The organism is Streptomyces sp. NPDC048338 (genome assembly GCF_043201055.1).
Classification (GTDB): domain Bacteria; phylum Actinomycetota; class Actinomycetes; order Streptomycetales; family Streptomycetaceae; genus Streptomyces.
Window position 1 is genome coordinate 81672 of record NZ_JBICYQ010000009.1, and the last position, 23155, is coordinate 104826.

The 23155-nt window shown below is 72.8% G+C and carries 21 protein-coding genes and 1 tRNA gene; 14 read left to right on the plus strand and 8 right to left on the minus strand.

The annotated features are described in order from the left end of the window. The first annotated feature begins 114 nt into the window (after positions 1-114). Together ACGFZF_RS21465 and ACGFZF_RS21470 are read left to right on the plus strand one after the other, a co-directional pair. On the plus strand, positions 115-1200 hold the full coding sequence (locus ACGFZF_RS21465; protein WP_356601055.1) for an S-(hydroxymethyl)mycothiol dehydrogenase: 1086 nt from the start codon (positions 115-117) through the stop codon (positions 1198-1200). Continuing rightward, the gene (locus ACGFZF_RS21470; RefSeq protein ID WP_393556343.1) at positions 1200-1829 is read left to right on the plus strand and encodes an MBL fold metallo-hydrolase; all 630 of its coding nucleotides are present in this window, start codon (positions 1200-1202) and stop codon (positions 1827-1829) included. The genes ACGFZF_RS21465 and ACGFZF_RS21470 overlap by 1 nt, the downstream gene beginning before the upstream one ends. Here ACGFZF_RS21470 and ACGFZF_RS21475 read toward each other — a convergent pair. Next, positions 1813-2739: an RluA family pseudouridine synthase gene (locus ACGFZF_RS21475; protein ID WP_393556345.1), complete on the minus strand. Its 927-nt coding sequence runs from the start codon at positions 2737-2739 to the stop codon at positions 1813-1815. The genes ACGFZF_RS21470 and ACGFZF_RS21475 overlap by 17 nt on opposite strands. Positions 2740-2889: 150 nt before the next feature. On the opposite strand from ACGFZF_RS21475, the gene ACGFZF_RS21480 reads away from it, so the two are divergent. Continuing rightward, the gene (locus ACGFZF_RS21480) at positions 2890-3240 is read left to right on the plus strand and encodes a hypothetical protein (protein WP_393556347.1); all 351 of its coding nucleotides are present in this window, start codon (positions 2890-2892) and stop codon (positions 3238-3240) included. Between the two features lie 81 nt (positions 3241-3321). Here ACGFZF_RS21480 and ACGFZF_RS21485 read toward each other — a convergent pair. Then, positions 3322-3409 (minus strand) — tRNA-Leu (locus ACGFZF_RS21485). Positions 3410-3638: 229 nt separating this feature from the next. On the opposite strand from ACGFZF_RS21485, the gene ACGFZF_RS21490 reads away from it, so the two are divergent. From ACGFZF_RS21490 to ACGFZF_RS21500, 3 genes are all read left to right on the plus strand, one after another. Beyond that, positions 3639-4967 (plus strand): M20/M25/M40 family metallo-hydrolase, encoded by a 1329-nt coding sequence (locus tag ACGFZF_RS21490; RefSeq protein WP_147977252.1) that lies wholly within the window; start codon positions 3639-3641, stop codon positions 4965-4967. 146 nt (positions 4968-5113) lie between these two features. Then, the gene (gene chpH / locus ACGFZF_RS21495; RefSeq protein ID WP_147977251.1) at positions 5114-5347 is read left to right on the plus strand and encodes a chaplin ChpH; all 234 of its coding nucleotides are present in this window, start codon (positions 5114-5116) and stop codon (positions 5345-5347) included. Positions 5348-5501: 154 nt separating this feature from the next. Beyond that, positions 5502-6281: a chaplin gene (locus tag ACGFZF_RS21500; protein WP_393556350.1), complete on the plus strand. Its 780-nt coding sequence runs from the start codon at positions 5502-5504 to the stop codon at positions 6279-6281. A gap of 50 nt (positions 6282-6331) precedes the next feature. On the opposite strand, the gene ACGFZF_RS21505 is transcribed toward ACGFZF_RS21500, so the two are convergent. Then, on the minus strand, positions 6332-6520 hold the full coding sequence (locus tag ACGFZF_RS21505; protein WP_147977249.1) for a DUF5703 family protein: 189 nt from the start codon (positions 6518-6520) through the stop codon (positions 6332-6334). 47 nt (positions 6521-6567) lie between these two features. Between ACGFZF_RS21505 and ACGFZF_RS21510 the strand changes: the two genes are divergently transcribed. Then, positions 6568-7212 (plus strand): hypothetical protein, encoded by a 645-nt coding sequence (locus ACGFZF_RS21510; protein WP_356601049.1) that lies wholly within the window; start codon positions 6568-6570, stop codon positions 7210-7212. 102 nt (positions 7213-7314) lie between these two features. Here ACGFZF_RS21510 and ACGFZF_RS21515 read toward each other — a convergent pair whose 3' ends face one another. Continuing rightward, a complete protein-coding gene (locus ACGFZF_RS21515) occupies positions 7315-9615 on the minus strand; it encodes a helix-hairpin-helix domain-containing protein (RefSeq protein ID WP_393556353.1) in 2301 nt (766 codons plus the stop codon). Next, entirely contained in the window at positions 9612-10598 is a 987-nt protein-coding gene (locus tag ACGFZF_RS21520; RefSeq protein WP_393556355.1) for an aldo/keto reductase, read from the minus strand. Before ACGFZF_RS21520 ends, ACGFZF_RS21515 begins: the two co-directional genes overlap by 4 nt. A gap of 129 nt (positions 10599-10727) precedes the next feature. Here ACGFZF_RS21520 and ACGFZF_RS21525 point away from each other — a divergent pair, with 129 nt between their 5' ends. After that, positions 10728-11777 (plus strand): LLM class F420-dependent oxidoreductase, encoded by a 1050-nt coding sequence (locus ACGFZF_RS21525; RefSeq protein WP_356601046.1) that lies wholly within the window; start codon positions 10728-10730, stop codon positions 11775-11777. Between the two features lie 215 nt (positions 11778-11992). After that, entirely contained in the window at positions 11993-12778 is a 786-nt protein-coding gene (locus tag ACGFZF_RS21530; RefSeq protein WP_393556357.1) for a ferritin-like domain-containing protein, read from the plus strand. A 25-nt stretch (positions 12779-12803) separates the two neighbouring features. On the opposite strand, the gene ACGFZF_RS21535 is transcribed toward ACGFZF_RS21530, so the two are convergent. Next, a complete protein-coding gene (locus ACGFZF_RS21535) occupies positions 12804-13787 on the minus strand; it encodes a magnesium and cobalt transport protein CorA (protein WP_393556359.1) in 984 nt (327 codons plus the stop codon). 166 nt (positions 13788-13953) lie between these two features. Here ACGFZF_RS21535 and ACGFZF_RS21540 point away from each other — a divergent pair, with 166 nt between their 5' ends. The 5 genes from ACGFZF_RS21540 (at position 13954) to ACGFZF_RS21560 (ending at position 20742) form a co-directional block, all read left to right on the plus strand. Beyond that, on the plus strand, positions 13954-14643 hold the full coding sequence (locus ACGFZF_RS21540; RefSeq protein WP_361315262.1) for a histidine phosphatase family protein: 690 nt from the start codon (positions 13954-13956) through the stop codon (positions 14641-14643). Positions 14644-14720: 77 nt separating this feature from the next. Beyond that, positions 14721-15311 (plus strand): DUF3090 domain-containing protein, encoded by a 591-nt coding sequence (locus ACGFZF_RS21545; protein ID WP_147977241.1) that lies wholly within the window; start codon positions 14721-14723, stop codon positions 15309-15311. Continuing rightward, on the plus strand, positions 15275-16198 hold the full coding sequence (locus ACGFZF_RS21550) for an SCO1664 family protein (protein ID WP_393556362.1): 924 nt from the start codon (positions 15275-15277) through the stop codon (positions 16196-16198). Before ACGFZF_RS21545 ends, ACGFZF_RS21550 begins: the two co-directional genes overlap by 37 nt. 145 nt (positions 16199-16343) lie before the next feature. Further along, positions 16344-17573, plus strand: a complete 1230-nt coding sequence (mshC, locus tag ACGFZF_RS21555; RefSeq protein ID WP_393556364.1) for a cysteine--1-D-myo-inosityl 2-amino-2-deoxy-alpha-D-glucopyranoside ligase — start codon at positions 16344-16346, stop codon at positions 17571-17573. 115 nt (positions 17574-17688) lie between these two features. Continuing rightward, positions 17689-20742 carry an NPCBM/NEW2 domain-containing protein gene (locus ACGFZF_RS21560; protein ID WP_393556366.1) on the plus strand — a complete coding sequence of 1018 codons (3054 nt, stop codon included), beginning with the start codon at positions 17689-17691 and terminating at the stop codon, positions 20740-20742. Between the two features lie 69 nt (positions 20743-20811). Here the strand turns inward: ACGFZF_RS21560 and ACGFZF_RS21565 are convergent, their stop codons facing one another. Beyond that, positions 20812-21885, minus strand: coding sequence for a PAC2 family protein (locus ACGFZF_RS21565; RefSeq protein WP_393556368.1), 1074 nt, complete (start codon positions 21883-21885; stop codon positions 20812-20814). 141 nt (positions 21886-22026) lie between these two features. Then, a complete protein-coding gene (locus tag ACGFZF_RS21570) occupies positions 22027-23088 on the minus strand; it encodes an LLM class flavin-dependent oxidoreductase (RefSeq protein WP_393556370.1) in 1062 nt (353 codons plus the stop codon). Positions 23089-23155: the final 67 nt, after the last annotated feature.

Here is a 23155-nt window from a genome sequence, read left to right on the forward strand (position 1 = left end):
CGCGTACATCCCCCACGGGTGAGGAAGACCCCCGCAGGCGCGACCTGCGGGGGTCTCGCCCTTCGTCAGGGGATAGTGGTAGCCAAGAGCCTTACCGAGGAAGGGAAGTACACGATGGCGCAGCAGGTCCAGGGAGTCGTCGCCCCCGGCAGGAACGAGTCCGTACGGGTGGAGACGATCGTCGTCCCCGATCCCGGACCCGGTGAGGCCGTGGTGAAGATCCAGGCGTGCGGGGTCTGCCACACCGACCTGCACTACAAGCAGGGCGGCATCAACGACGACTTCCCCTTCCTCCTCGGCCACGAGGCCGCCGGTGTCGTCGAGTCGGTCGGCGCCGGCGTCACCGACGTGGCCCCCGGCGACTTCGTCGTCCTCAACTGGCGAGCCGTGTGCGGCACCTGCCGGGCCTGTCTGCGCGGCCGTCCCTGGTACTGCTTCGCCACCCACAACGCGAAGCAGAGGATGACCCTGCTCGACGGCACGGAACTCTCCCCGGCCCTCGGCATCGGCGCCTTCGCCGAGAAGACCCTGGTGGCCGCCGGCCAGTGCACCAAGGTCGACCCCGCCGTGGCCCCCGAGGTCGCCGGCCTGCTCGGCTGCGGCGTCATGGCCGGCATCGGCGCGGCGATCAACACCGGAAACGTCGGCCGCGGCGACACGGTCGCCGTCATCGGCTGCGGCGGCGTCGGCGACGCGGCGGTCGTCGGGGCCCGCCTCGCCGGGGCGGCCAGGATCATCGCGGTCGACATCGACGACCGCAAGCTGGCCAAGGCGAGGGAGATGGGCGCGACCGACACCGTCAACTCCCGCTCCACCGACGCCGTGGAGGCGATCCGCGAGCTGACCGGAGGCTTCGGCGCCGACGTCGTCATCGAGGCCGTCGGCCGCCCCGAGACCTACCGGCAGGCGTTCTACGCCCGCGACCTCGCCGGCACCGTCGTCCTCGTCGGCGTCCCCACCCCCGAGATGAAGCTCGAACTCCCGCTCCTCGACGTCTTCGGCCGCGGCGGCTCCCTGAAGTCCTCCTGGTACGGCGACTGCCTGCCCTCCCGCGACTTCCCGATGCTCATCGACCTGCACCAGCAGGGACGCATCGACCTCGGCGCCTTCGTCACCGAGACCATCGGCCTCGGCGACGTCGAGAAGGCCTTCGCCCGGATGCACGAGGGCGACGTCCTGCGCTCGGTGGTGATCCTCTGATGGCCACCCGCATCGACCACCTGGTCACCTCCGGCACCTTCTCCCTCGACGGCGGCACCTGGGACGTCGACAACAACGTCTGGATCGTCGGCGACGACACCGAGGCGATCGTCATCGACGCCGCCCACGACGCCTCCGCGATCCTCGCCGCCCTCGACGGCCGCACCCTGCGCGCGATCGTCTGCACCCACGCGCACAACGACCACATCGACGCGGCTCCCGCCCTCGCCGCCGCCACCGGCGCCCGGATCCTCCTGCACCCCGACGACCAGCCGCTCTGGAAGCAGACGCACCCCGACCACAGCCCCGACGGCGACCTCGCCGACGGCCAGGTCCTGACCATCGCCGGCACCGACCTCCAGGTCCTGCACACCCCCGGCCACGCCCCCGGCGCGGTCTGCCTGTACGCCCCCGACCTGGGCACCGTCTTCACCGGAGACACCCTCTTCCAGGGCGGTCCCGGCGCGACGGGCCGGTCCTTCTCCCACTTCCCGACCATCGTCGAGTCCATCCGTGACCGGCTGCTCACCCTCCCGCCGGAGACGGTCGTACGGACCGGACACGGCGAGTCGACCACCGTCGGCGCGGAGGCGCCCGCGCTCGACGAGTGGATCAGCCGAGGCCACTGAGCCTCAGCCGGCTCTCGAACCTCCTCGGCACACCCGTGAGCGGGTCGGTGAACTCCAGCGTCCGCGCGAGCAGTTGCAGCGGCCGCCTGTAGTCCTCCGGCCCGTCCGGGTGCACCACGGGATAGATCGGATCGTGAAGGATCGGCACCCCCAGGGCGTTCATGTGCACCCGCAGCTGATGGGTGCGCCCGGTGGCCGGCGACAGCCGGTACCGGGCGAGCCCGCCCTGGTGCCCGATCAGCTCGATCCGGCTCTCGCTGTTCGGCTCGCCCGGCTCCTCCCGGGCGGCCAGCACCCCGCGCTCCTTGACGATCCGGCTGCGCACCGTCACCGGCAGCGCGAGCCCCGGCAGGTACGGCGCCACCGCCTCGTACTCCTTGGCCACCAGCCGGTCCCGGAACAGCGTCTGGTACGCGCCCCGGTCCTCCGGGCGCACGACGAAGAGCACCAGTCCCGCCGTGAGCCGGTCGAGCCGGTGCGCCGGCTGGAGCGCCGGCAGACCCAGATCACGGCGCAGCCGTGCGAGCGCCGTCTCGGTCACGTGCCGGCCACGCGGCATCGTGGCCAGGAAGTGCGGCTTGTCGACGACCACGAGCCGCTCGTCGCGGTGCACCACCCCGATCTCGAAGGGCACCCGCTCCTCCGCCGGGAAGTCCCGGTGGAACCACAGGATCCGGCCGGCCTCGTACACCTCGTCGCCGGTGACCGGCCCGTCCACCCCCACGAAACGGCCGTCGCGCAGCATCTCCTCGACCCGCCCGACCCCGATCGCGCCACCGAACCGCGCCCGGAGATGATCCCCGACCGTCGGCCACGCCCCCTCGGGATCCTCGGGCAGCCGCACCCGCGCCGGATCGATCCCGTCCCGCTGCGGCAGCGGGGCGGCGGGGGTCCTCGTTCTGCGTCTCACCGTCCCCACGGTAACGACCGCACGACGCGCCCTACGACGACCGTGCCCTCACGCACTCCACCGAACGCCGTAGAGCGGGCCCGGCTTCGCCCCACGAGGCGTCGCGCGTCACGGGAAGGGCACACTCCCGCTGACACAAAGGGGTACCGGATGGAACCACTCGCCGCGGGCGCGGTCGCCGCGCTCATCGCCCGCTACGCCGAACACCTCGCCGCGGGCCCGCCCGACCCGGACCTCACCGAACGGCTCGGCGGCCTGTGGGACGCCGTCGCCGCGCGCTTCGAGGGCGACCCGGTGGCCGAAGGCGCCCTGCGGCGGCTGCGTGACCAGCCGGACAACACCAACCGGCGCTGCGCCGTCGAGGACCACGTACAGGAGCTGGCGGACGACGACCCGGAGTTCGGCGCCGCCCTCGCCGGGCTGCTGGAGCGGGCGGGCCGCCCCGCGTCCACGTACCGGCCGCGCATCCCTGCGGCCCGCCCCTCGATCGAGAACGGCTGACCGGTCCCGCCGGCCCACGGGCACGCGCGCCGCACCGAACGCCGAAGTGCCCGTCGAGATCATCTCGACGGGCACTCCGTGTGGTGTCCGAGGGGGGACTTGAACCCCCACGCCCGATAAAGGGCACTAGCACCTCAAGCTAGCGCGTCTGCCATTCCGCCACCCGGACAAGGTGTCTGTCCTCCCGGCCCGCTGGGCCGTTCCGACGTGGAAAACCATAGCAAACATTCGGGGTGGCCGATCACCACCCCCTTCCCGGGCCGCCCCGGGCCCAAACCGCGGGTCGTGTGACAGCCGCATGTCGGCCGGCTGCCGCCCTTGGGTCCGGAGGGCCGGGCGCGCGAGGATGGGGGAGTACCACCGGCAATCACGTGGGGCACGTAGTGGGAGGAAGCAGCGTGAGCGAGTCGAACACGGCGGCACGGAGGATCTCGGGCGAGGACGAGGTCGTCGACCTCTGTCGCGACCTCATCCGCATCGACACCAGCAACTACGGCGACCACTCCGGCCCCGGCGAGCGGCTGGCGGCGGAGTACGTCGCCGAGAAGCTCGCGGAGGTCGGACTCGAGCCGAAGATCATCGAATCGCACAAGGGGCGTGCCTCGACCGTCGCCCGCATCGAGGGCGAGGATCCCTCGCGACCCGCCCTGCTCATCCACGGCCACACCGACGTCGTCCCGGCCAACGCGGAGGACTGGACGCACCACCCCTTCTCCGGCGAGGTCGCCGACGGCTGCGTCTGGGGCCGGGGCGCCGTCGACATGAAGGACATGGACGCGATGACCCTGGCGGTCGTGCGCGACCGGATGCGCAGCGGTCGCAAGCCCCCGCGGGACATCGTCCTCGCCTTCCTCGCGGACGAGGAGGCGGGCGGCACCTACGGTGCCCGGCACCTCGTGGACCACCACCGGGACCTCTTCGACGGGGTCACCGAGGCCATCGGCGAGGTCGGCGGCTTCTCCTTCACGGTCAACGAGAACCTGCGGCTCTACCTGGTCGAGACGGCCCAGAAGGGCATGCACTGGATGCGGCTGACCGTCGAGGGCACCGCCGGCCACGGTTCGATGACCAACAACGACAACGCCATCACCGAGCTGTGTGAGGCTGTCGGCCGGCTGGGCCGCCACCAGTGGCCGGTGCGGATGACCAAGACCGTCCGGTCCTTCCTGGACGAGCTCTCGGACGCGCTCGGCACCCCGCTGGACCCCGAGGACATGGAGGCCACGCTCGCCAAGCTCGGCGGCATCGCCAAGATGATCGGCGCCACGCTGCGCAACTCCGCCGCCCCGACCATGCTCGGCGCCGGCTACAAGGTCAACGTGATCCCCGGCCAGGCCACCGCCCACGTCGACGGACGGTTCCTGCCCGGCTACGAGGAGGAGTTCCTCGCCGACCTCGACCGGATCCTGGGCCCGCGGGTCAAGCGGGAGGACGTGCACGGGGACAAGGCCCTGGAGACCGGCTTCGACGGCGACCTCGTCGACGCCATGCAGCTCGCCCTGAGGGCCGAGGACCCGATCGCCCGCGCCGTGCCGTACATGCTCTCCGGCGGCACCGACGCCAAGTCCTTCGACGACCTCGGCATCCGCTGCTTCGGCTTCGCGCCGTTGAAGCTGCCGCCGGAGCTGGACTTCGCCGGGATGTTCCACGGTGTCGACGAGCGGGTGCCGGTCGACGGTCTCCGCTTCGGCGTCCGGGTGCTCGACCGGTTCATCGACGCCTCCTGAGCCCACTCTTTCCGGCTATTCGCCCGCGCGTGCGCATGTGACCGGAAAGAGTGAATGCACGCATGGGCTCGTAGCCCGCCCATCTCCCCCTCGTTACAGGTGATGCGGTCCGAGGTTGGGATCGCATTTGCCAACAAGGAGGAATAATGATCAAGAAGGTCGTCGCTGCTGCGGCTGCCACGGGCGGTCTCGTTCTCGCGGGTGCGGGCATGGCCGTTGCCGACTCGGGTGCCCAGGGTGCCGCCATCGGTTCCCCCGGCGTGCTCTCGGGCAACGTCGTCCAGGTGCCGGTTCACATCCCGGTGAACGTGTGCGGCAACACGGTCTCCGTGATCGGGCTGCTGAACCCCGCCTTCGGCAACACCTGCGTCAACGCCTGACGTTGTGCCTCGACCCCCGGGGGTCTGAGCCAGGCCGGCCCTGGAGTGCGTGCCATGCACTCCGGGGCCGGTGGGCATTTCCGCCCCGGGCCGTGCGGCCCGGAGGCCCCTTCTGCGGTGCAGAAGACAGAAGCCGAGAAGCAGGGAACAAGCTATGCGACAGGTCACGCGCAAGGGTCTGATCACCGTTGCGGCAGCCGGCGGCGTCATCGCCCTCGGTGGTGGTTACGCCCAAGCCTCCGCGGGTGCGGGCGGCACGGCCACGAACTCGCCGGGCGTCGCGTCCGGCAACTCCGTCCAGGTGCCGGTGCACGCGCCGGTCAACGTGTGCGGGAACACGGTCAACGTGGTCGGGCTGCTGAACCCGGCGGCGGGCAACAAGTGCGCCAACGTCTCCAGGCCCGGCGGCGGCGCCTCGGCCGGGGGGCACGCGAGTCACTCGCCGGGCGTCGGGTCAGGCAACTCCCTCCAGGTGCCGATCGACATCCCGGTCAACCTCTGCGGGAACAGCATCACGGGTATCGGCGGGCTCAACCCGGCGATGGGCAACGACTGCGCCACCGGCATCGAGCCGGCGCACCCGGGGCACCCGGGCAACCCCGGTAACCCTGGGAACCCCGGCAACCCGGGCAACCCTGGGAACCCCGGTAACCCGGGCAACCCCGGTAACCCTGGCAACCCTGGGAATCCCGGTAACCCGGGCAACCCCGGTACGCCCGGCACCCCGGGCAACCCCGGTACGCCCGGCAACCCCGGAGAGCCGGGCACGCCGACCGGACCGAACACGCCCGGTACGAACGTTCTCACCCCGCCGCAGGGCGCCGAGGAGCTCGCGCAGACCGGTGCCGCCCCGCTCGGGATGACCATCCCGGCCGGCGCGGGCCTGCTGCTCGCCGGCTCCGTCCTCTACCGCCGCGCCCGCCGGTCCGCCTAGTACGACCGAGGAACGCGCAGGGGCCCCGCACGGCGGGGCCCCTTGTCATGTCACCAGGTGGCGCGGACCTGACGGATGATGCGCCGCCGGAGCCGCACCCTGCGGCTCCCGTCCCGGTGCAGGGTCAACCGGTCCAACTCCCAGTGCTGGTACTCGGCATGATCGGTGAGGAGCCGCGTCGCCTCCTTGCGGGAGACGCCCCGTGGCACGTACAGGTCGACAAATTCGTATTCCGGCATCGCATCTATTGTGCGGGCACCGGCCCCGTACGGATAGCGTCTGTCCCATGTCTGATGCTGCGCAGCCCACCGCTGCCGAGGTACGTGCCGCCGCCGAGGCGGTCAAAGCCGCACTGGACCGTCACCTCGAGGCGGTCGAACGCCGCACGGGGGACGACGACCCGGCCGTCTACGAAGCCTTCAACGCCCTCGCCGCGGCGGCGGAGGCGTACGACGAGCGGCTCTACGACCGGTACGACGAGGTCACTCCCTTCGAGATCCCCGGCGCCGACGACTCCCTGCCGCCGTACGCCGGGCCCGAGGAGCCGCACGCGCTGAGCGTGCTCATCCGCCGTGACTACGCGGTGGTGGAGCCGAAGCGGCTGCTCGCCCAGGCGCAGCGCATCGCCGACCTGGAGAACGAGGACGGCTCGGAGGCGCCCGCGACCGTCGGCGCCAGCGCCCACGCGGCGCTCGGCGTGCTGTTCGGTGAGTACGAACCGGACGAAATCGCCTCGCGGCACAAGGAATTCGGTCTCGAGGAGGGCGACTCCACCCTCTGGGTGTCGGCCACCGACGAGCTGCCCGAGCCGGGGGAGTGGCTCGGCGCGCCCTTCGAACAGGCCGACCCCGAGCGGATCGTCTGCCGGTTCGACGTCAGCGCCGTCTTCGACGACGAGTCGGACGAGGACCCGGAGGACCGGGAGCCGTGACCGCGCCGGCCGCACGGCGGTCGGCGGCACCACGGCGGAGGGCGGGGCGGCCCGGCGGCGGCCCCGCCCTCCGGCGTCTCCTCAGGCGGCCCCTCGATCCCCTCAGTCCTCCGGCGTCGCCAGCAGTGCTTCCAGGAGGGGGCGCAGCCGGGTCGTACGGTCCGCCGTGAGGCCCTCCGCCACCGCCCGGGGCAGCGCCTGGTCCACGCCGTGGACGACCGACAGATGGCGCTCGGCGCGACCGAACGCGGTGTAGACCCAGGCGCGGCTCAGCCCGCCCGCGGCGTCGCCCGGCAGCACCACCACGGCGGCCGGCCAGCACATCCCGGCCGCCTGGTGCGCGGTCACCGCCCAGCCGTGCCGCAGCGCCCGTTCCACCCGCTCCTTCGGTACGACGACCTTCGCGTCCTCGCACTCCAGGTGCAGCCCCTCGGCGTCCGCGGAGACGACCGTCCCGGTCACCGTCCTGCCGGGCGCGGGCGCGTAGGCCACCGCGTCGCCCGGGTCGTAACCGCCGAACCGGCCGGGACCGGGGTTGAGCCGCTGCTTCAGCGCCGTGTTGAGCGCCCGGGTACCCGCCGAACCGCCGTGGCCCACCGTGATCACCCGGGTCTGCCCGGCCGGCACGCCGAGGGCTCGCGGAATGGAGTCGGCGACCAGCTGCACCGTGCGGTGGACGGCCTCGCCGGCGTCCCTGACGGGCACGATCACGACCTCCTTGCCGGGGGCCTCCACCTGGTTCAGCTCGCCGATGCCGATACCGGAGACCAGCTCGCCGAGCGGGCCGGGGTCGGGCGTCCGGGACGCGATCTGCGGGCACACCCGGGCCGCGAGGAGGTCGGCGAAGACCCGGCCCGCGCCCGCCGAACCCAGCACGCCGGGGTCGCCCCCGAGCACCAGACGGCAGCCGTCGGGCAGGGACTCGACCAGCATCGCGGCGTTCTCGACGTCGAGCTGCGGCGCGTCCAGCACCACCAGCAGGTCCAGGGCGAGCGCGCCGTCCTCGTCCCGCCCCGGCCCGTCCGCCCCCGACAGCAGGGTGGCGACGGTGGTCGCGGCCGTGCCCAGGCGGGCGCGGCCGTTCTCGCTGTGGACCGCGACCGCGACGCGCAGACCCCGCTCGCGCGCGGCCTCGGCGAGCGCGACCGGCTCGCTGCGGGCCGCCTCACCACCGGTGTGCAGCACCAGGCCGTGCTCCCCGGCCGCCCGGACCAGCTCGGGGCCGTCCCAGACCTCGGGCGTCACCGTCTTGACCAGCCGGGCCAGGCCGTCGGCCAGACTCTCCTCGGCGAGGGCGTACCGGTCGAGACCGAGGAGGACGGGCAGCTCCGGGGCCGGCTCGGCCGCCGGTGCGGCCTGCTCCGCCCCGTCGGCGTCGGCATCGTCGGTGTCGTCGAACCCTTCCGCGGCCGGCTCCTCCTCCTGGAACACGAGCACCGTGGCATCGGACACCGCCTGCCGGACGGCCTCGTCCGGGTCCGGCACCGACAGCTTGGCCAGCCCCGCCCGCACGTCTCCGGCCTCCAGGGCGGTGTGTCCCTTGAGCGCGGCCTGTTCCAGCAGCCAGCCGACCAGCGCCGCCCCGCGGCGCGGATCGCCGGGCCCGCACGCGTCGCCGAGCAGCGCGCGGGCGAAGCCGTCCGCCTGCTCGGGCTGCACGCCCGGGACCGAGAGCAGCTGCCAGGGATCCTCGCCCAGTACCTGGGCGGCGCCCTCGCCCAACAGCGGCGCGACCCGCTCCGCCAGCGCCTCGGGAGCCCCGCCGCGGGCGAGGATCTCCCGCACCGCCGCCACGGTCCCGGGCGCGGCCGACAGCACCTCGGCCGCGGGCCGTACGACGGGCGTGGGCGCCGGCTCAGGGGCGGCGCGCCGGGGCGCGGGGGCCGGCGTCTCGAAGAGGTCGGTGTCCGTCCTGGTCCCGCTCTCCACGGCCCGTACCGCCGCCAGCAGATCGGCCGCCTTGCCGCTGAGCTTGGCACCGGCGTCGACGGGGCCGTCCTTGTCGGCCTTGCGCTGCTCGATCCTGGCCCGCAGCTCGCGCTGCGCGGCCAGTTCGGCCTGTGCCTCGGACACCTCCGGCGACGTCGCGGCACCCTCCGCCGTGCCGCCCTCGCCCGCGGTACCGCCGGCCGCGTCGCCCGCTTCCGCCGCCTCGGGATCCGCGTTCTCCGCGCTGTCGCTGTCGCTGTCGCTGTCGCTGTCGCTGTCGCCGTCGCTGTCGCCGTCCGCCGCCTCCGGGGCGGCGTCCCGCGTGTCGTCCTCGTCCGGCCCCGCCCCCGCGGTGTCGTCCGGAACGTCGGCGGCCGGTGCGGCGCTCTCCGGCGCCGAGTCCTCCGCGGCCGATCCCACGACCGCCTCGTCGTGCTCGGCCTCGGGAGTGGTCTCGCGGGAAGGCTCGGTCACAAGGTGCTCCAGTCCTGGTCCGGATAGCGGTGCACGGGCGCCGACACGTCGTCGAGAGCCCGACAGATCTCGTCAGGAAGACTAAGGCTCTCCACTGACAGAGCGGCCGCGAGCTGCTGCGCGTTGCGCGCGCCGACGATCGGCGCGGTCACGCCCGGCCGGTCGCGCACCCAGGCGAGGGCGACCTGCAGCGGTGTGACCGCCAGTCCGTCCGCCGCCGTCGCCACCGCGTCCACGATCCGGCTCGCCGCCTCGTCGAGGTACGGCTCCACGAACGGCGACATCGTCTCCGAGCCGCCCCGCGAGTCCGAGGGCGTGCCGTGCCGGTACTTGCCCGTCAGCACCCCGCGGCCGAGGGGAGAGGACGGCAGCAGGCCTATCCCCAGATCGAGGGCGGCCGGCAGCACCTCGCGCTCGATGCCCCGCTGCAGCAGCGAGTACTCCATCTGCGTCGCCGCGAGGCGGGTCCGCGCGCCGGCCGCCGAGCCGAGCTGCCAGGTCCCGGCCTTCGCCAGCTGCCAGCCGCAGAAGTTCGACACCCCCACGTACCGCGCCCGTCCGCTGCTCACGGCGATGTCCAGGGCCTGGAGCGACTCCTCCAGCGGTGTGTGCGGATCGAAGGCGTGCAGCTGCCACAGGTCGACGTGGTCGGTGCCCAGCCGCGCCAGGGAGGCGTCCAGTGCGGCCAGCAGATGCCCCCGGGAGCCGTCCATGCGCCGGTCCGGGTCGGGCACGCTGCCCGCCTTGGTCGACACGACCAGGTCCCGCCGCGGCACCAGCCGCTCCATGAGCTGCCCGAGCAGGTATTCGGCCTCGCCGCCGCCGTAGACGTCCGCGGTGTCCACGAGCGTGCCGCCGGCGTCCCAGAACGCCTTCAACTGGTCGGCCGCGTCGTGCTCGTCGGTGTCGCGGCCCCAGGTGAGGGTGCCGAGCCCGAGCCGGGACACGCGCAGGCCGGTACGTCCGAGATGCCTCTGCTCCATGGGCGCGAGATTACTGGCCACGGCCCCACGCGGAGAGACCCTGTGGACAAGCTCCTCCTGACGGATGCCGCGCCCGCGCGCTAGAGTCCCGCGCAAGGGACGTTACTGATCAGTAAAGAGGGTGCGGATATGCGGCTCGGCATCAACCTCGGCTACTGGGGCGCCGGTATGGACGGCGACAACCTCGCCGTCGCCCAGGAGGCGGACCGCCTCGGATACGACGTGTGCTGGGCGGCCGAGGCCTACGGCTCCGACGCGCCCACCGTGCTCTCCTGGGTGGCCGCCAAGACCGAACGGATCGACGTCGGCTCCGCGATCATGCAGATCCCCGCGCGTCAGCCGGCCATGACGGCGATGACCGCCGCCACCCTCGACTCGCTCTCCGGGGGCCGGTTCCGCCTCGGTCTCGGCGTCTCCGGACCGCAGGTGTCCGAGGGCTGGTACGGCGTCAAGTTCGACAAGCCGCTCGCCCGCACCCGCGAGTACGTCGAGATCGTCCGCAAGGCCATGTCCCGCGAGCGGCTCACCTACGAGGGCGCCCACTGGACGCTCCCGCTGCCGGACGGCCCCGGCAAGCCCATCAAGCTCACCGTCCACCCGGAGCGGGAGCACATCCCGCTCTACATCGCCGCGATCGGCCCCAAGAACCTGGAGCAGACCGGCGAGATCGCCGACGGCGCCCTGCTGATCTTCCCCTCCGCCGAGCACCTGGAGGAGACCGCGCTGCGCCACCTGCGCGCGGGCCGCGAGAAGGCGGGGCTGACGATGGACGGCTTCGACGTCCACCCGACCCTGCCGCTGGCCCTCGGCGACGACATCGACGCCCTGGCGGACATCTTCCGCCCGTACACCGCGCTGTACGTCGGCGGCATGGGCAGCCGCAAGCAGAACTTCTACAACCAGCTCGCCCAGCGGATGGGGTACGAGAAGGAGGCCGCCGAGATCCAGGACAAGTACCTGGCCGGCGACAAGACCGGCGCCGCCGCCGCCGTACCGCGGCAGCTGATCGACCAGACCACCCTGCTGGGTTCCGTCGAGCGGATCGCCGACCGCATGAAGGCCTACGCCGAGGCCGGTGTGACCACGCTGACCCTGGCCCCGGCCGGCTTCACCCTGGACGAGCGCCTCGCCGCCCTGCGCGCGGGCACGGAGGCCCTGGAGCGGGCCGGCCTGGCGTAGCGGGAGGAAGTCTGCGGCCGTGGTGGGGGCTCGGGGGTCTTCCCCGCCACGGCCGTCACGCTGAACAACGCTCCACCCCGCCCCCCGGTTACGAGCGCGGGGCTCCTTCTTTCGGCCGAGTCGCCCGGCCCTCGTGTTGCCCACTCGCCCGCGGCGCATTTGACTCGATGTCTGCGGACGTGCGGTGTGCGGACGCCCGCATGGAGGTGGCAGCAATGCTCACGGCCAGGAGCCTTTTCCAGGAGATCGTCGACAACGACGAGTCCTTCCAGCTCTTCTGTTCGATCGCCGCCAGCGGCGAGACGCAGGGAGGCTGGGAGAACGCGCGCATCGCGGCGCTCGTCGCCCCCGGCATGCGGGACCTGTCTCCCAAGATCACCCGACACGGCGCCGACGAGGACAAGCACGGCCGGATCTTCAACGCGCTGATGAAGAAGCGCGGCCTGGAGCCCGTACCGGTTCCTCCGGAGACCGACTACACCATGCTCCTCGAACAGCGCGGGATCGGTCTCGCCCACGACAAGCTGCGCCGCGACGAACCGCTGACCGAGGAGGACGTCGTCGTCTACCTCGCCCACAGCAGGGTCACGGAACAGCGGGCGGCCGACCAGATGGACATGCTGGTCACCTACTTCGGGGACCATCCCGAGCTCGGCAGGGCCATCCACATGATCTGCAACGACGAGGACAACCACCTCGCCTACTGCCACGAGGAGCTGCTGCGCCTCGCGCAGGACGGCCACGGCCGTCTCATCCAGCGCACGCTGCGGCAGTCCGCGCTCACCGAGATCCAGGTCTACCGCGACGTCAGCCTGGCCGTGATGAGCCACATGGGCCGCATCCTGGAGTGGCCGCGGGCCAAGTCGGCCGCGCTCGCGGCCGGAATCCACGGCATGCACGCCTGGGAGCGGTTCGCCGGCTGGCACAAGATGGTCGACCTGAGGATGCCCGAGCGGCGCGACGCGCTCGGCGGGCCCGCCGTCCCCGCGCCGGCCTTCTGACCCCCCGGGGGGACCCGCGCCGCGGCTACATCCAGCCGCGGCGCTTGAACAGCCGGTACAGGCCCCCCACGGCCCCGGCCATCAGCAGGACGACCACCGGGTACGACCACTCCCAGCCCAGTTCCGGCATGTGCTCGAAGTTCATGCCGTAGATGCCCGCGACCATCGTGGGGACCGCGGCCATGGCCGCCCACGCCGAGATCTTCCGCATGTCGTCGTTCTGCCGCACGCCCATCTGCGCCAGATGCGCCGACAGCACGTCCGAGAGGAGCCGGTCCAGACCCTCCACCTGCTCGTTGGCCCGGGTCAGGTGGTCGACGACGTCCCGGAAGAAGGGCATCGAGTGCTCGTGCACGAACGGCACCGACGCGGCCGCCAGCCGCTGCATCGGCACCGTCAGCGGGCTGCTCGCCCGGCGGAACTCGAGCACCTGGCGCTTGGCGGTGTAGATCCGCGCCGCCGTGTTGCCCGGCTTGCCCCCGACCGGCGCGAACACGTCGGCCTCCAGCTCCTCCAGGTCGACCTGGAGCTCGCCGGCCACGTCGATGTAGTGGTCCACCACGGCGTCGCTGATCGCGTACAGGACGGCCGTCGGGCCGTGCCGCAGCACGTCCGGCTCGGCCTCCAGCCGTTTGCGGACCGCCGCGAGCGGGGCTCCCTCGCCGTGCCGGACGGTGACCACGAACGAGTCGCCCAGGAACACCATCAGCTCGCCCGTGGAGACCCGGTCGCTCTTCGGCTCGTACAGCACCGGCTTGAGGACGACGAAGAGCGAGTCCTCGTAGACCTCCAGCTTGGGTCGCTGATGGGCCTTCAGTGCGTCCTCGACGGCCAGGGGGTGCAGCGCGAACTCGGCCGCCACGTGATCGAACTCCGCCTCGGTGGGCTCGTGGAGGCCGACCCAGAGGAAGGCGTCCCCGCTCGCCCGTGCCTCTGCCAGGGCGTCGGACAGGTCGGCGGGGCCTTCGGCACGGGCACCGGCCTTGTAGAGGGCAGAGTCGACGATCATCCGGGTATTCTTCCCCGCTCCGCCGCTTCTCGCACCCGCCCTCCCGCCCCGGTCCCCGGCCCCGCGCGCGAGCCCGGTCCGCCACCCCGGCAACGGCCGCCCCGCCGAGCGGTCGTCAGGGAAGCCGCCGCCCCACGCGCGCGGGCGTGGCCCTACCCTTGCCGCCATGGCCACGTTGATCCTCGTCCGTCACGGACGCTCCACCGCCAACACCTCCGGGGTCCTCGCCGGGCGGACGCCCGGGGTCGCGCTCGACGAGCGGGGCGCCGCTCAGGCCGCCGCCCTTCCCGGGCGCCTGGCCGGTCTGCCGCTGGCCGCCGCCGTCAGCAGCCCGCTGCAGCGGTGCCGCGAGACCCTCGTGCCGCTCCTGGACGCCCGCCCCGGCCTGCCGCTGCACACCGAGGAGCGGATCAGCGAGTGCGACTACGGCGACTGGTCGGGTCGCAAGCTCGCCGAACTCAACGACGAGCCCCTGATGGAGGTCGTCCAGGCGCACGCCTCCGCCGCGGCCTTCCCCGGCGGCGAGTCGATGCGCGCCATGCAGGCGAGGGCCGTCGACGCCGTACGGGACTGGAACGCCCGGATCGAGGCCGAGCACGGCGAGGACGCCGTCTACCTGATGTGCTCGCACGGCGACATCATCAAGTCGATCGTCGCGGACGCGCTCGGGATGCACCTCGACCTCTTCCAGCGCATCCACGTCGACCCCTGCTCCGTCACCGCCGTCCGCTACACCCGGCTGCGCCCCTTCCTCGTCCGCCTCGGGGACACCGGCGACCTCGCCGGTCTCGCTCCCCGAGAGGCACGTGACACGCAGGGGACGGCCGAGGTCGGCGGCGGCGCGGGCGCACCGTGATCCATCCGCGCAGTAGGGTGGACGGGCCGCTGTAGCGCGGGCCTTCACCACTGTCGAGACTCAAGGGAGTCAGGGACGTGTCCCGTCAGGTGTTCCTCTACGACCCACCGGAGCGTTTCGTGGCCGGCACGGTCGGGCTGCCTGGCCGCCGTACGTTCTTCCTGCAGGCGTCCGCGGCGGGCCGGGTCACCAGCGTGGCCCTGGAGAAGACCCAGGTCGCCGCGCTCGCCGAGCGCATCGACGAACTCCTCGACGAGGTCGTGCGCCGCACCGGCGGCAACGCCCCCGTCCCGGCCGTCGCGCCCGCCGACATCGCGGACACCGCCCCGCTGGACGCCCCGGTGGAGGAGGAGTTCCGGGTCGGCACGATGGCGCTGGCCTGGGACGGCGAGGAACAGCGCATGATCGTCGAGGCCCAGGCGCTCGTCGAGCTCGACGCCGAGTCGGACGAGGATCTCGCCGAGGCCGAGGAGCGGCTGCTCCAGGACGAGGAGAACGGCCCGCCGATGCTGCGCGTCCGGCTCACCGGCGCTCAGGCCCGGTCCTTCGCCAAGCGCGCCCTCGACGTCGTCAACGCCGGCCGCCCGCCGTGCCCGCTGTGCAGCCTGCCGCTCGACCCCGAGGGCCATGTGTGCCCGCGCCAGAACGGATACCGGCGCGGCGCATGACGTACGCCGACAGGCCCGACGTGCCCCCCGTTCCCGGCGGCCCCAGCGGACCCGCGGCCCTGGCGTCGCCCGGTGGGCAGCCGCCGCCCGGCCCCTCCGCCGCCGCGGACGTCGAACTGCTCGCCCACGGTGAGCTGACCGTCCGCGGCCAGGTCCGCGAGGCCTCCAACGCGGTCCTGTTCTGCACGGTCGCGCACCGCGGCCGGGAGGCCGACTGCGTCTACAAGCCCGTGGCCGGCGAGCGGCCCCTGTGGGACTTCCCCGACGGCACCCTCGCCCAGCGCGAGGTCGCCGCCTACGAGCTCTCCGAGGCGACCGGCTGGGGCCTCGTGCCGCCGACCGTGCTGCGCGACGGCCCGTACGGCGAGGGCATGGTCCAGTTGTGGATCGAGGCGGACCCCGGCGCGAACCTGCTCGCCCTGACCGAGGACGAGGAGGCGGGCGAGGGCTGGAAGGCCGTCGGGCCCGCCCAGGTCGGTGAGGACCGCACCGCGCTCCTCGTGCACGCGGACATCCCGGCGCTGCGCCGTCTCGCCGTCCTCGACGCGGTCATCAACAACGGCGACCGCAAGGGCGGTCACCTGCTGCCGGCGCCGGACGGACGGCTGTACGCCATCGACCACGGCGTGACCTTCAACGTGGAGGACAAGCTCCGCACCCTGCTCTGGGGCTGGGCGGGCGAGGCACTGCCCGCCGAGGCCGTCGAGGTCCTCGCCGGGCTCCGCGACGCGCTCGCGCCCGGCACGCCGCTCGCCACCCGTCTGGCGGAACTGCTCACCACGGCCGAGGTGGACGCCCTGCGGGCCCGGGTCGAGGTCCTGAGCCGGACCGGCCGGCACCCGGAGCCGTCGGGCCAGTGGCCCGCCATCCCCTGGCCTCCCGTGTGACCGATCGGATCCGGCCACACCCCGCCTGACCGGGTGGGACCCCCCAGGGGTATGCACGAACCGCTCTGACCCGCAAGACCGCGTAATCGGTCAAGATCCCGGATCCGGTTCGTATCCGGAACAGGTGTCCGGTTACGCTCAGGTCATGCATGCCTGGCCCGCTTCTGAGGTCCCCGCCCTGCCCGGCAAGGGCCGCGACCTCCGGATCCACGACACCGCGACCGGCGGACGAGTGACCCTCGCCCCCGGCCCCGTCGCCCGTATCTACGTATGCGGCATCACGCCGTACGACGCGACCCACATGGGTCACGCGGCGACCTACAACGCGTTCGACCTCGTTCAGCGCGTGTGGCTCGACACCAAGCGGCAGGTCCACTACGTCCAGAACGTCACCGACGTCGACGACCCCCTCCTGGAGCGGGCCGTCCGCGACGGCATCGACTGGGTCGGCCTCGCCGAGCGCGAGACCGCCCTGTTCCGCGAGGACATGACCGCGCTGCGGATGCTGCCGCCCCAGCACTACATCGGTGCCGTCGAGGCCATACCCGGCATCGTGCCGCTGGTCGAACGGCTCCGGGACTCCGGGGCCGCCTACGAGCTGGACGGCGACGTCTACTTCTCGGTCGAGGCCGACCCGCACTTCGGCCAGGTGTCGAACTACGACACCGAGCTGATGCGGCACCTCTCCGCCGAGCGCGGCGGCGACCCCGACCGCCCCGGGAAGAAGAACCCGCTCGACCCGATGCTCTGGATGGCGGCCCGCGAGGGCGAGCCGAGCTGGGACGGCGGCAGCCTCGGCCCCGGACGGCCCGGCTGGCACATCGAGTGCGTCGCCATCGCCCTCGACCACCTGGGCATGGGCTTCGACGTGCAGGGCGGCGGCTCCGACCTGATCTTCCCGCACCACGAGATGGGCGCCTCGCACGCCCAGGCGCTCACCGGCGAGTTCCCCATGGCGCGGGCGTACGTCCACGCCGGCATGGTCGCGCTCGACGGCGAGAAGATGTCGAAGTCGAAGGGCAACCTGGTCTTCGTCTCGGCGCTCCGCCGTGACGGCGTCGACCCGGCGGCCATCCGCCTCGCCCTCCTCTCGCACCACTACCGCGCGGACTGGGAGTGGACCGACCAGGTCCTCCAGGACGCCGTGGACCGCCTGGAGCGGTGGCGCGCCGCCGTCTCCCGCCCCGACGGCCTGCCGGCCGACGCGCTCGTCGAGGAGATCCGCGACGCGCTCGCCGACGACCTCGACGCCCCGGCCGCGCTCGCCGCGGTCGACCGCTGGGTGGCGGCCCAGAACGCCGAGGGCGGCACGGACGAGTCCGCGCCCGGCCTCGTCTCCCGCTCGGTCGACGCGCTGCTCGGTGTCGCCCTGTAGCGAGCACCTCCGAGCAACTCCCTTTCACGCAACCGCCCTTGGACTTCCAGCCGAAGTCCGAGGGTGGTTCCGTTTTGTCCTGGCTCCCTGCTCGTTTCTGCGCTAAATACCCTCCATGCAATCAACATTGCGCATGAAGACTGCATTCGCAGGCGCCATGCTCGGACTGCTCGCGACCTTCGCGGGATCCGGCAGCGCCCAGTCCGCCGAACCGGCCCCCACCACGGTCGGGGACGTCACCGGCTTCGCCGCCGAAGGCTCCGTCTACCGCCTGAGCGCCGGCCCGGCCGAGGCCCGCGTCAGCTTCGTCACCCCGGAGACCTTCCGCATCGAACTGTCCCCCGACGGAAAGTTCGCCGACCCCACCGGGCGGGACATCGTCCTTCCCCAGGGCCCGCCGCCCGCCACCCGCTGGTACGACCGCGGCGACCGCTACGAACTCACCTCCGCGAAGGTGACCCTGCGCGCCTACAAGGCGCCGCTCCGCTTCGCCGCCCACCGTGCCGACGGCACCCCCCTGTGGTCCGAGACCAAGGGCCTGACGTGGAGCCAGGACCGCACCACCCAGTCCCTGACCCGGGGCGCCGACGAGCAGTTCTACGGTGCCGGGATGCAGAACGGCCGCGGCAACACCTCACACCGCGGCAAGACCGTCGAGGTCGGCGTCGACTACAACTGGAACGACGGCGGGCACCCCAACTCCGTCCCGTTCTACCTCTCCTCGGCCGGCTACGGCGTCTACCGCAACACGTACGCCCCCAACACCTACGTCTTCGGAGAGCCCGTCACCACCACCGCCCGCGAACAGCGCTTCGACGCCTACTACTTCGCGGGTGACGGCTCCGACGCCGCCAAGGACGTCATCGGCCAGTACACGAGCCTCACCGGCAAACCCTTCCTGCCGCCCGTCTACGGCCTGGAGATCGGCGACGCCGACTGCTACCTCCACAACGCCAACCGCGGCGAGCGCCACACCCTCGACGCCCTCAAGGTCGCCGACGGCTACGTCGCCAACGACATGCCCAACGGCTGGATGCTCGTCAACGACGGATACGGCTGCGGCTACGAGAACCTCGCCGAGACCGCGACCGGCCTCCAGCAGCGCAAGATGCAGCTCGGCCTGTGGACCGAGGACGGCATCGACAGGCTGGGCGAGCAGGTGAGGGCCGGCCAGCGGGTCGCCAAGCTCGACGTCGCCTGGGTCGGCGAGGGCTACAAGTTCGCTCTCGACGGCTGCAAGGACGCCTACGCCGGCATCGAGGCGCACAGTGACGCCCGCGGCTTCACCTGGGCCCCCGAGAGCTGGTCCGGCGCCCAGCGCTGCGGTGTGCAGTGGTCCGGCGACCAGTCCGGCAGCTGGGAGTACATCCGCTGGCAGATCCCCACCTACGCCGGCGCCTCCATGTCCGGCCTCGCCTACACCACCGGCGACGTCGACGGCATCTTCGGCGGCAGCGCCAAGACCTACACGCGCGACCTCCAGTGGAAGACCTTCCTGCCGGTCACCATGACCATGGACGGCTGGGCCCCCAACGACAAGCAGCCCTTCCGCCACGGCGAGCCGTACACCGCGATCAACCGCGCCTCCCTCAAGCTCCACGAGGCCCTGCTCCCCTACATCTACTCGCACGCCCACCGCGCCACCACGACCGGCGTCGGCCTCGCCCGGCCGCTCGTCCTGGAGTACCCGGACGACCCGAAGGCGGCCGGCGAGGCGGCCAGGTACGAATTCCTCAGCGGCGAGGACTTCCTCGTCGCCCCCGTCTACCAGGACGCCGTCGAACGCGACGGGATCTACCTGCCCGAGGGCACCTGGATCGACTACTGGAGCGGGCGCACCTACGAAGGCCCGGTCACGGTCGACGACTACAGCGCCCCGCTCGACACCCTGCCCCTGTTCGTCCGTGCCGGGGCGACGGTCCCCATGTGGCCCGGCGGCATCCGCTCCTACGCCGACCGCACCGCCGGCTCCCCGCTCGCCTGGGACGTCTACCCGCAGGGCACGTCCACCTTCACGCTCTACGAGGACGACGGCGTCACCCGCGACCACCGCGCCGGCCGGTACGCCACGCAGCGCGCGGACGTCGTGGCCCCGCGGAGCGGCGCGGGTGACGTGACCGTCCGGATCGGGGCGAGCCAGGGCACCTTCGCCGGCAAGTCCGCCGCCAGGCCCTACCAGTTCACCGTCCACACCGGCGACGCGCCGTCCGCCGTGAAGCTCGGCGGCACCCTGCCCCGGTTCACCTCGCGCGCCGCCTACGAGGCCGCGTCGCAGGGCTGGTGGTACGACCGGGACGACCGCGGGGGAGTGGTGAAGGTCAAGACCGCCGCCCTGCGCACCGACCGCGCGTTCACGCTGGAACTGAAGGACACCAGCGCGGTCGGCGGAGCGGTCCCCGGCGCGGCCGCCACGCTCGCCGCGCCGGCCGGACAGGAACTGGGCGCCGGCAGCCCGGGCACCGTCGCCGTCGACGTCACCGCGGGAGACCGGGACGCCACCGGTGTCGAGGTCTCCCTCGACGTCCCGGCGGGCTGGCAGGCCGCCCCGGCCGCCCCGATCGCGCGCGTCCCGGCCGGCACCACCCGGCGGGTCGAGGTCGCCGTGACCCCGGCCGGGTCCGCCGCACCCGGCGAGGCCACGCTCACCGCGACCGTCCGTCACCGGTCCGCCGGACAGGACCGCACCGCCGTCCAGCGCTTCGCGGTCGGGGTGATGCCGCAGCCGCCCTCGGCCGACGCCTGGGCGAGCGACCTGGTCTGGCTGAGGTCCACGAACGGCTGGGGGCCGCCCGAGCGCGACCGGTCCAACGGCGAGTCGGGCGCGACCGACGGCCACCAACTCACACTGGCGGGCAGGACCTACGAGAAGGGAGTCGGTGCCCACGCCGACTCCGACATCGAGGTCTACCTCGGAGGACGCTGCACCGCCTTCACCGCCGACGTCGGCATCGACGACGAGATCGACGGCTACGGGGACGTGGCCTTCTCGGTGGAGGCCGACGGCAAGGTCCTGTGGACCTCACCCCGGCTCACCGGCGCCTCGGCGACGCTCCCGGTGGACGTCGACGTCACCGGTGCCCGCCATGTCCGCCTCCGGATCACCGACACGAACGGCTCGAAGAGCGGTGACCACGGCGACTGGGCCGCGGCGCGCTTCGCGTGCGCCTGACGGTCCGACGAGAAGGGGCCGCGCCGGAACTCCGGCGCGGCCCCGTCGCGTCACGAGCGCGTACCCACCTCAGCCGTCGCCGTCCCGGCCGCTGTCCTCGCCGGCGTCGCCGGGCTGCCCCGTGTCGCCTTCGGCGTCCTCGCGGGGTGCGGGCGGCTGCTCGGCACCGCCCTGCTCCGGCGGTGCCTCGGGGCCCGGCTGCTCCGGCTTCGGAGGCCGCGTGCGCCCGCTGGACGGGTCCCTCAGATACGAGGCGTCACCCCCGTCGGTGGCCAGGCCGGGGCCCTGCCCCGGCCCCTGACCGGGCTCGCGCCGCCGCAGGTACCGCTCGAACTCCCGGGCGATCGCCTCGCCGGATGCCTCCGGGAGCTCCGCGGTGTCCCGCGCCTCCTCCAACGTCTGGACGTACTCGGCGACTTCGCTGTCCTCGGAGGCCAGCTGGTCCACCCCCACCTGCCAGGCCCGCGCGTCCTCGGGCAGCTCGCCGAGCGGGATGCGCAGGCCGATCAGGTCCTCGAGCCGGTTCAGCAGCGCCAGGGTCGCCTTCGGGTTCGGCGGCTGCGACACGTAGTGCGGTACGGCCGCCCAGAGGCTCACCGCCGGCACTCCCGCGTGCGTACAGGCCTCCTGGAGGATGCCGACGATCCCCGTGGGGCCCTCGTACCGCGTCTCCTCCAGGTCCATCGTCCGCGCCAGGTCCGGATCGGACGTGACGCCGCTGACCGGGACCGGCCGGGTGTGCGGGGTGTCGCCGAGCAGCGCGCCCAGGATCACCACCATCTCCACGCCGAGTTCGTGGGCGAAGCCCAGGATCTCGTTGCAGAACGAGCGCCACCGCATCGACGGCTCGATCCCGCGGACCAGCACCAGGTCACGGGGCTTCTCGCCGCCGATCCGGACCACCGAGAGCCGGGTCGTCGGCCAGGTGATCTTCCGGACCCCGTTGTCGAGCCACACCGTCGGCCGGTTGACCTGGAAGTCGTAGTAGTCCTCGGCGTCGAGCGCCGCGAACACCTCGCCCTTCCATTCCCGGTCCAGGTGGGCGACCGCGGTGGAGGCGGCGTCGCCGGCGTCGTTCCAGCCCTCGAACGCGGCCACCATGACCGGGTCGATCAGCTCGGGAACCCCCTCGAGCTCGATCACCCAGTGCCTCCTTTTCGACGTTCCTGCCGTACGGACCAACCTTACGGCTTTCCGGCGGTCCGGCCGCAGCCCCCGCAGCCTCCCGGGGGCCTTCGTTCCCGTGATCGACTACCCAGGAACGCGAGTCGGCACACGGCGGGCTCAGTCCTCCCAGAGCGTGCTGGGCGCCTCCTTGCGGACGACGGGCGCGATCTCCTCGGCGAAGCGCTGCAGCGTCTCGGTCTGTTCGGCCGTGGACTGGCCGAACCCGTCGACGGTGACCGACTGGAGGTCGTGGCCGTAGACCTCGTGGTACCCGAGGATCTTGTCGATGATCTGCTGCGGGGAGCCGATCAGCTGCGGACCGTCGGCGATCGCCTCCTCGATCGTGCGGAACGGGGTGTTGTACCCGGCCTTCCCCTCCAGATGCGGTCGGAAGCTCTGCCGTACGCGTGCCTCGTAGAGGTCCTTGTAGCGGACGACCGCCTCGCGGGGCGTGTCGGCGATCAGCAGTCCGCCGGATCCGGCCGCCACGCGCGCCCGCGCCGGGTCGTGCCCGTGCTCCTCGAACCGCTCGCGGTAGTGCGCGATGAGCCTCGCGTAGGCCGCCCGGGGCTGGATCGCGTTCGCGGTGAACAGCGGGTCGCCGTGCCGCGCCGCGAGTTCGGGGGAGTTGCGGCTGGTGGCCGAGCCGTGCCACACGCGCGGCACGCCGTCGTACGGCCGCGGGACCGTGGTCACGCCCTTCAGCGGCGGACGGAACTCGCCCTCCCAGTCCACGCCCTCCTCGCTCCACAGCCGCCGCAGCAGCTCGTACTTCTCCCGCTGGAGGTCCCACTGCCGGCTCTCGTCCAGGCCGAAGAGGTCGAAGTGCCCGGCCTCGGCGCCCTTGCCGATGACGAGCTCGACCCGGCCGCGGGAGAGCTGGTCGAGCGTGGCGTAGTCCTCGGCGACCCGCACCGGGTCGAGGATCGCGACGACCGTGACCCCGGTGAGCAGCCGGATCCGGGAGGTGCGGGCGGCCAGCGCGCCCAGCACCGCCGTCGGGCTGGAGGAGAGGAAGGGCCCCGCGTGCCGCTCGCCGAGGGCGTACGCGTCGAAGCCGAGCCGCTCGGCGGCCTCGCCGACCGCGAGAACCTGCTCCAACCGGTCCGCCGCGGTGGGTAGTTCGCCGGTGAGGGGATGGGGGGCATGGCCGATGAGGGAGAGCACCTGGAACTTCATGGTCCAACTCTCCCGGGCCACTGTTGCGGTGGTGTGGCGGCCGTGTGGCACCCGGCCGGGCCGGCTC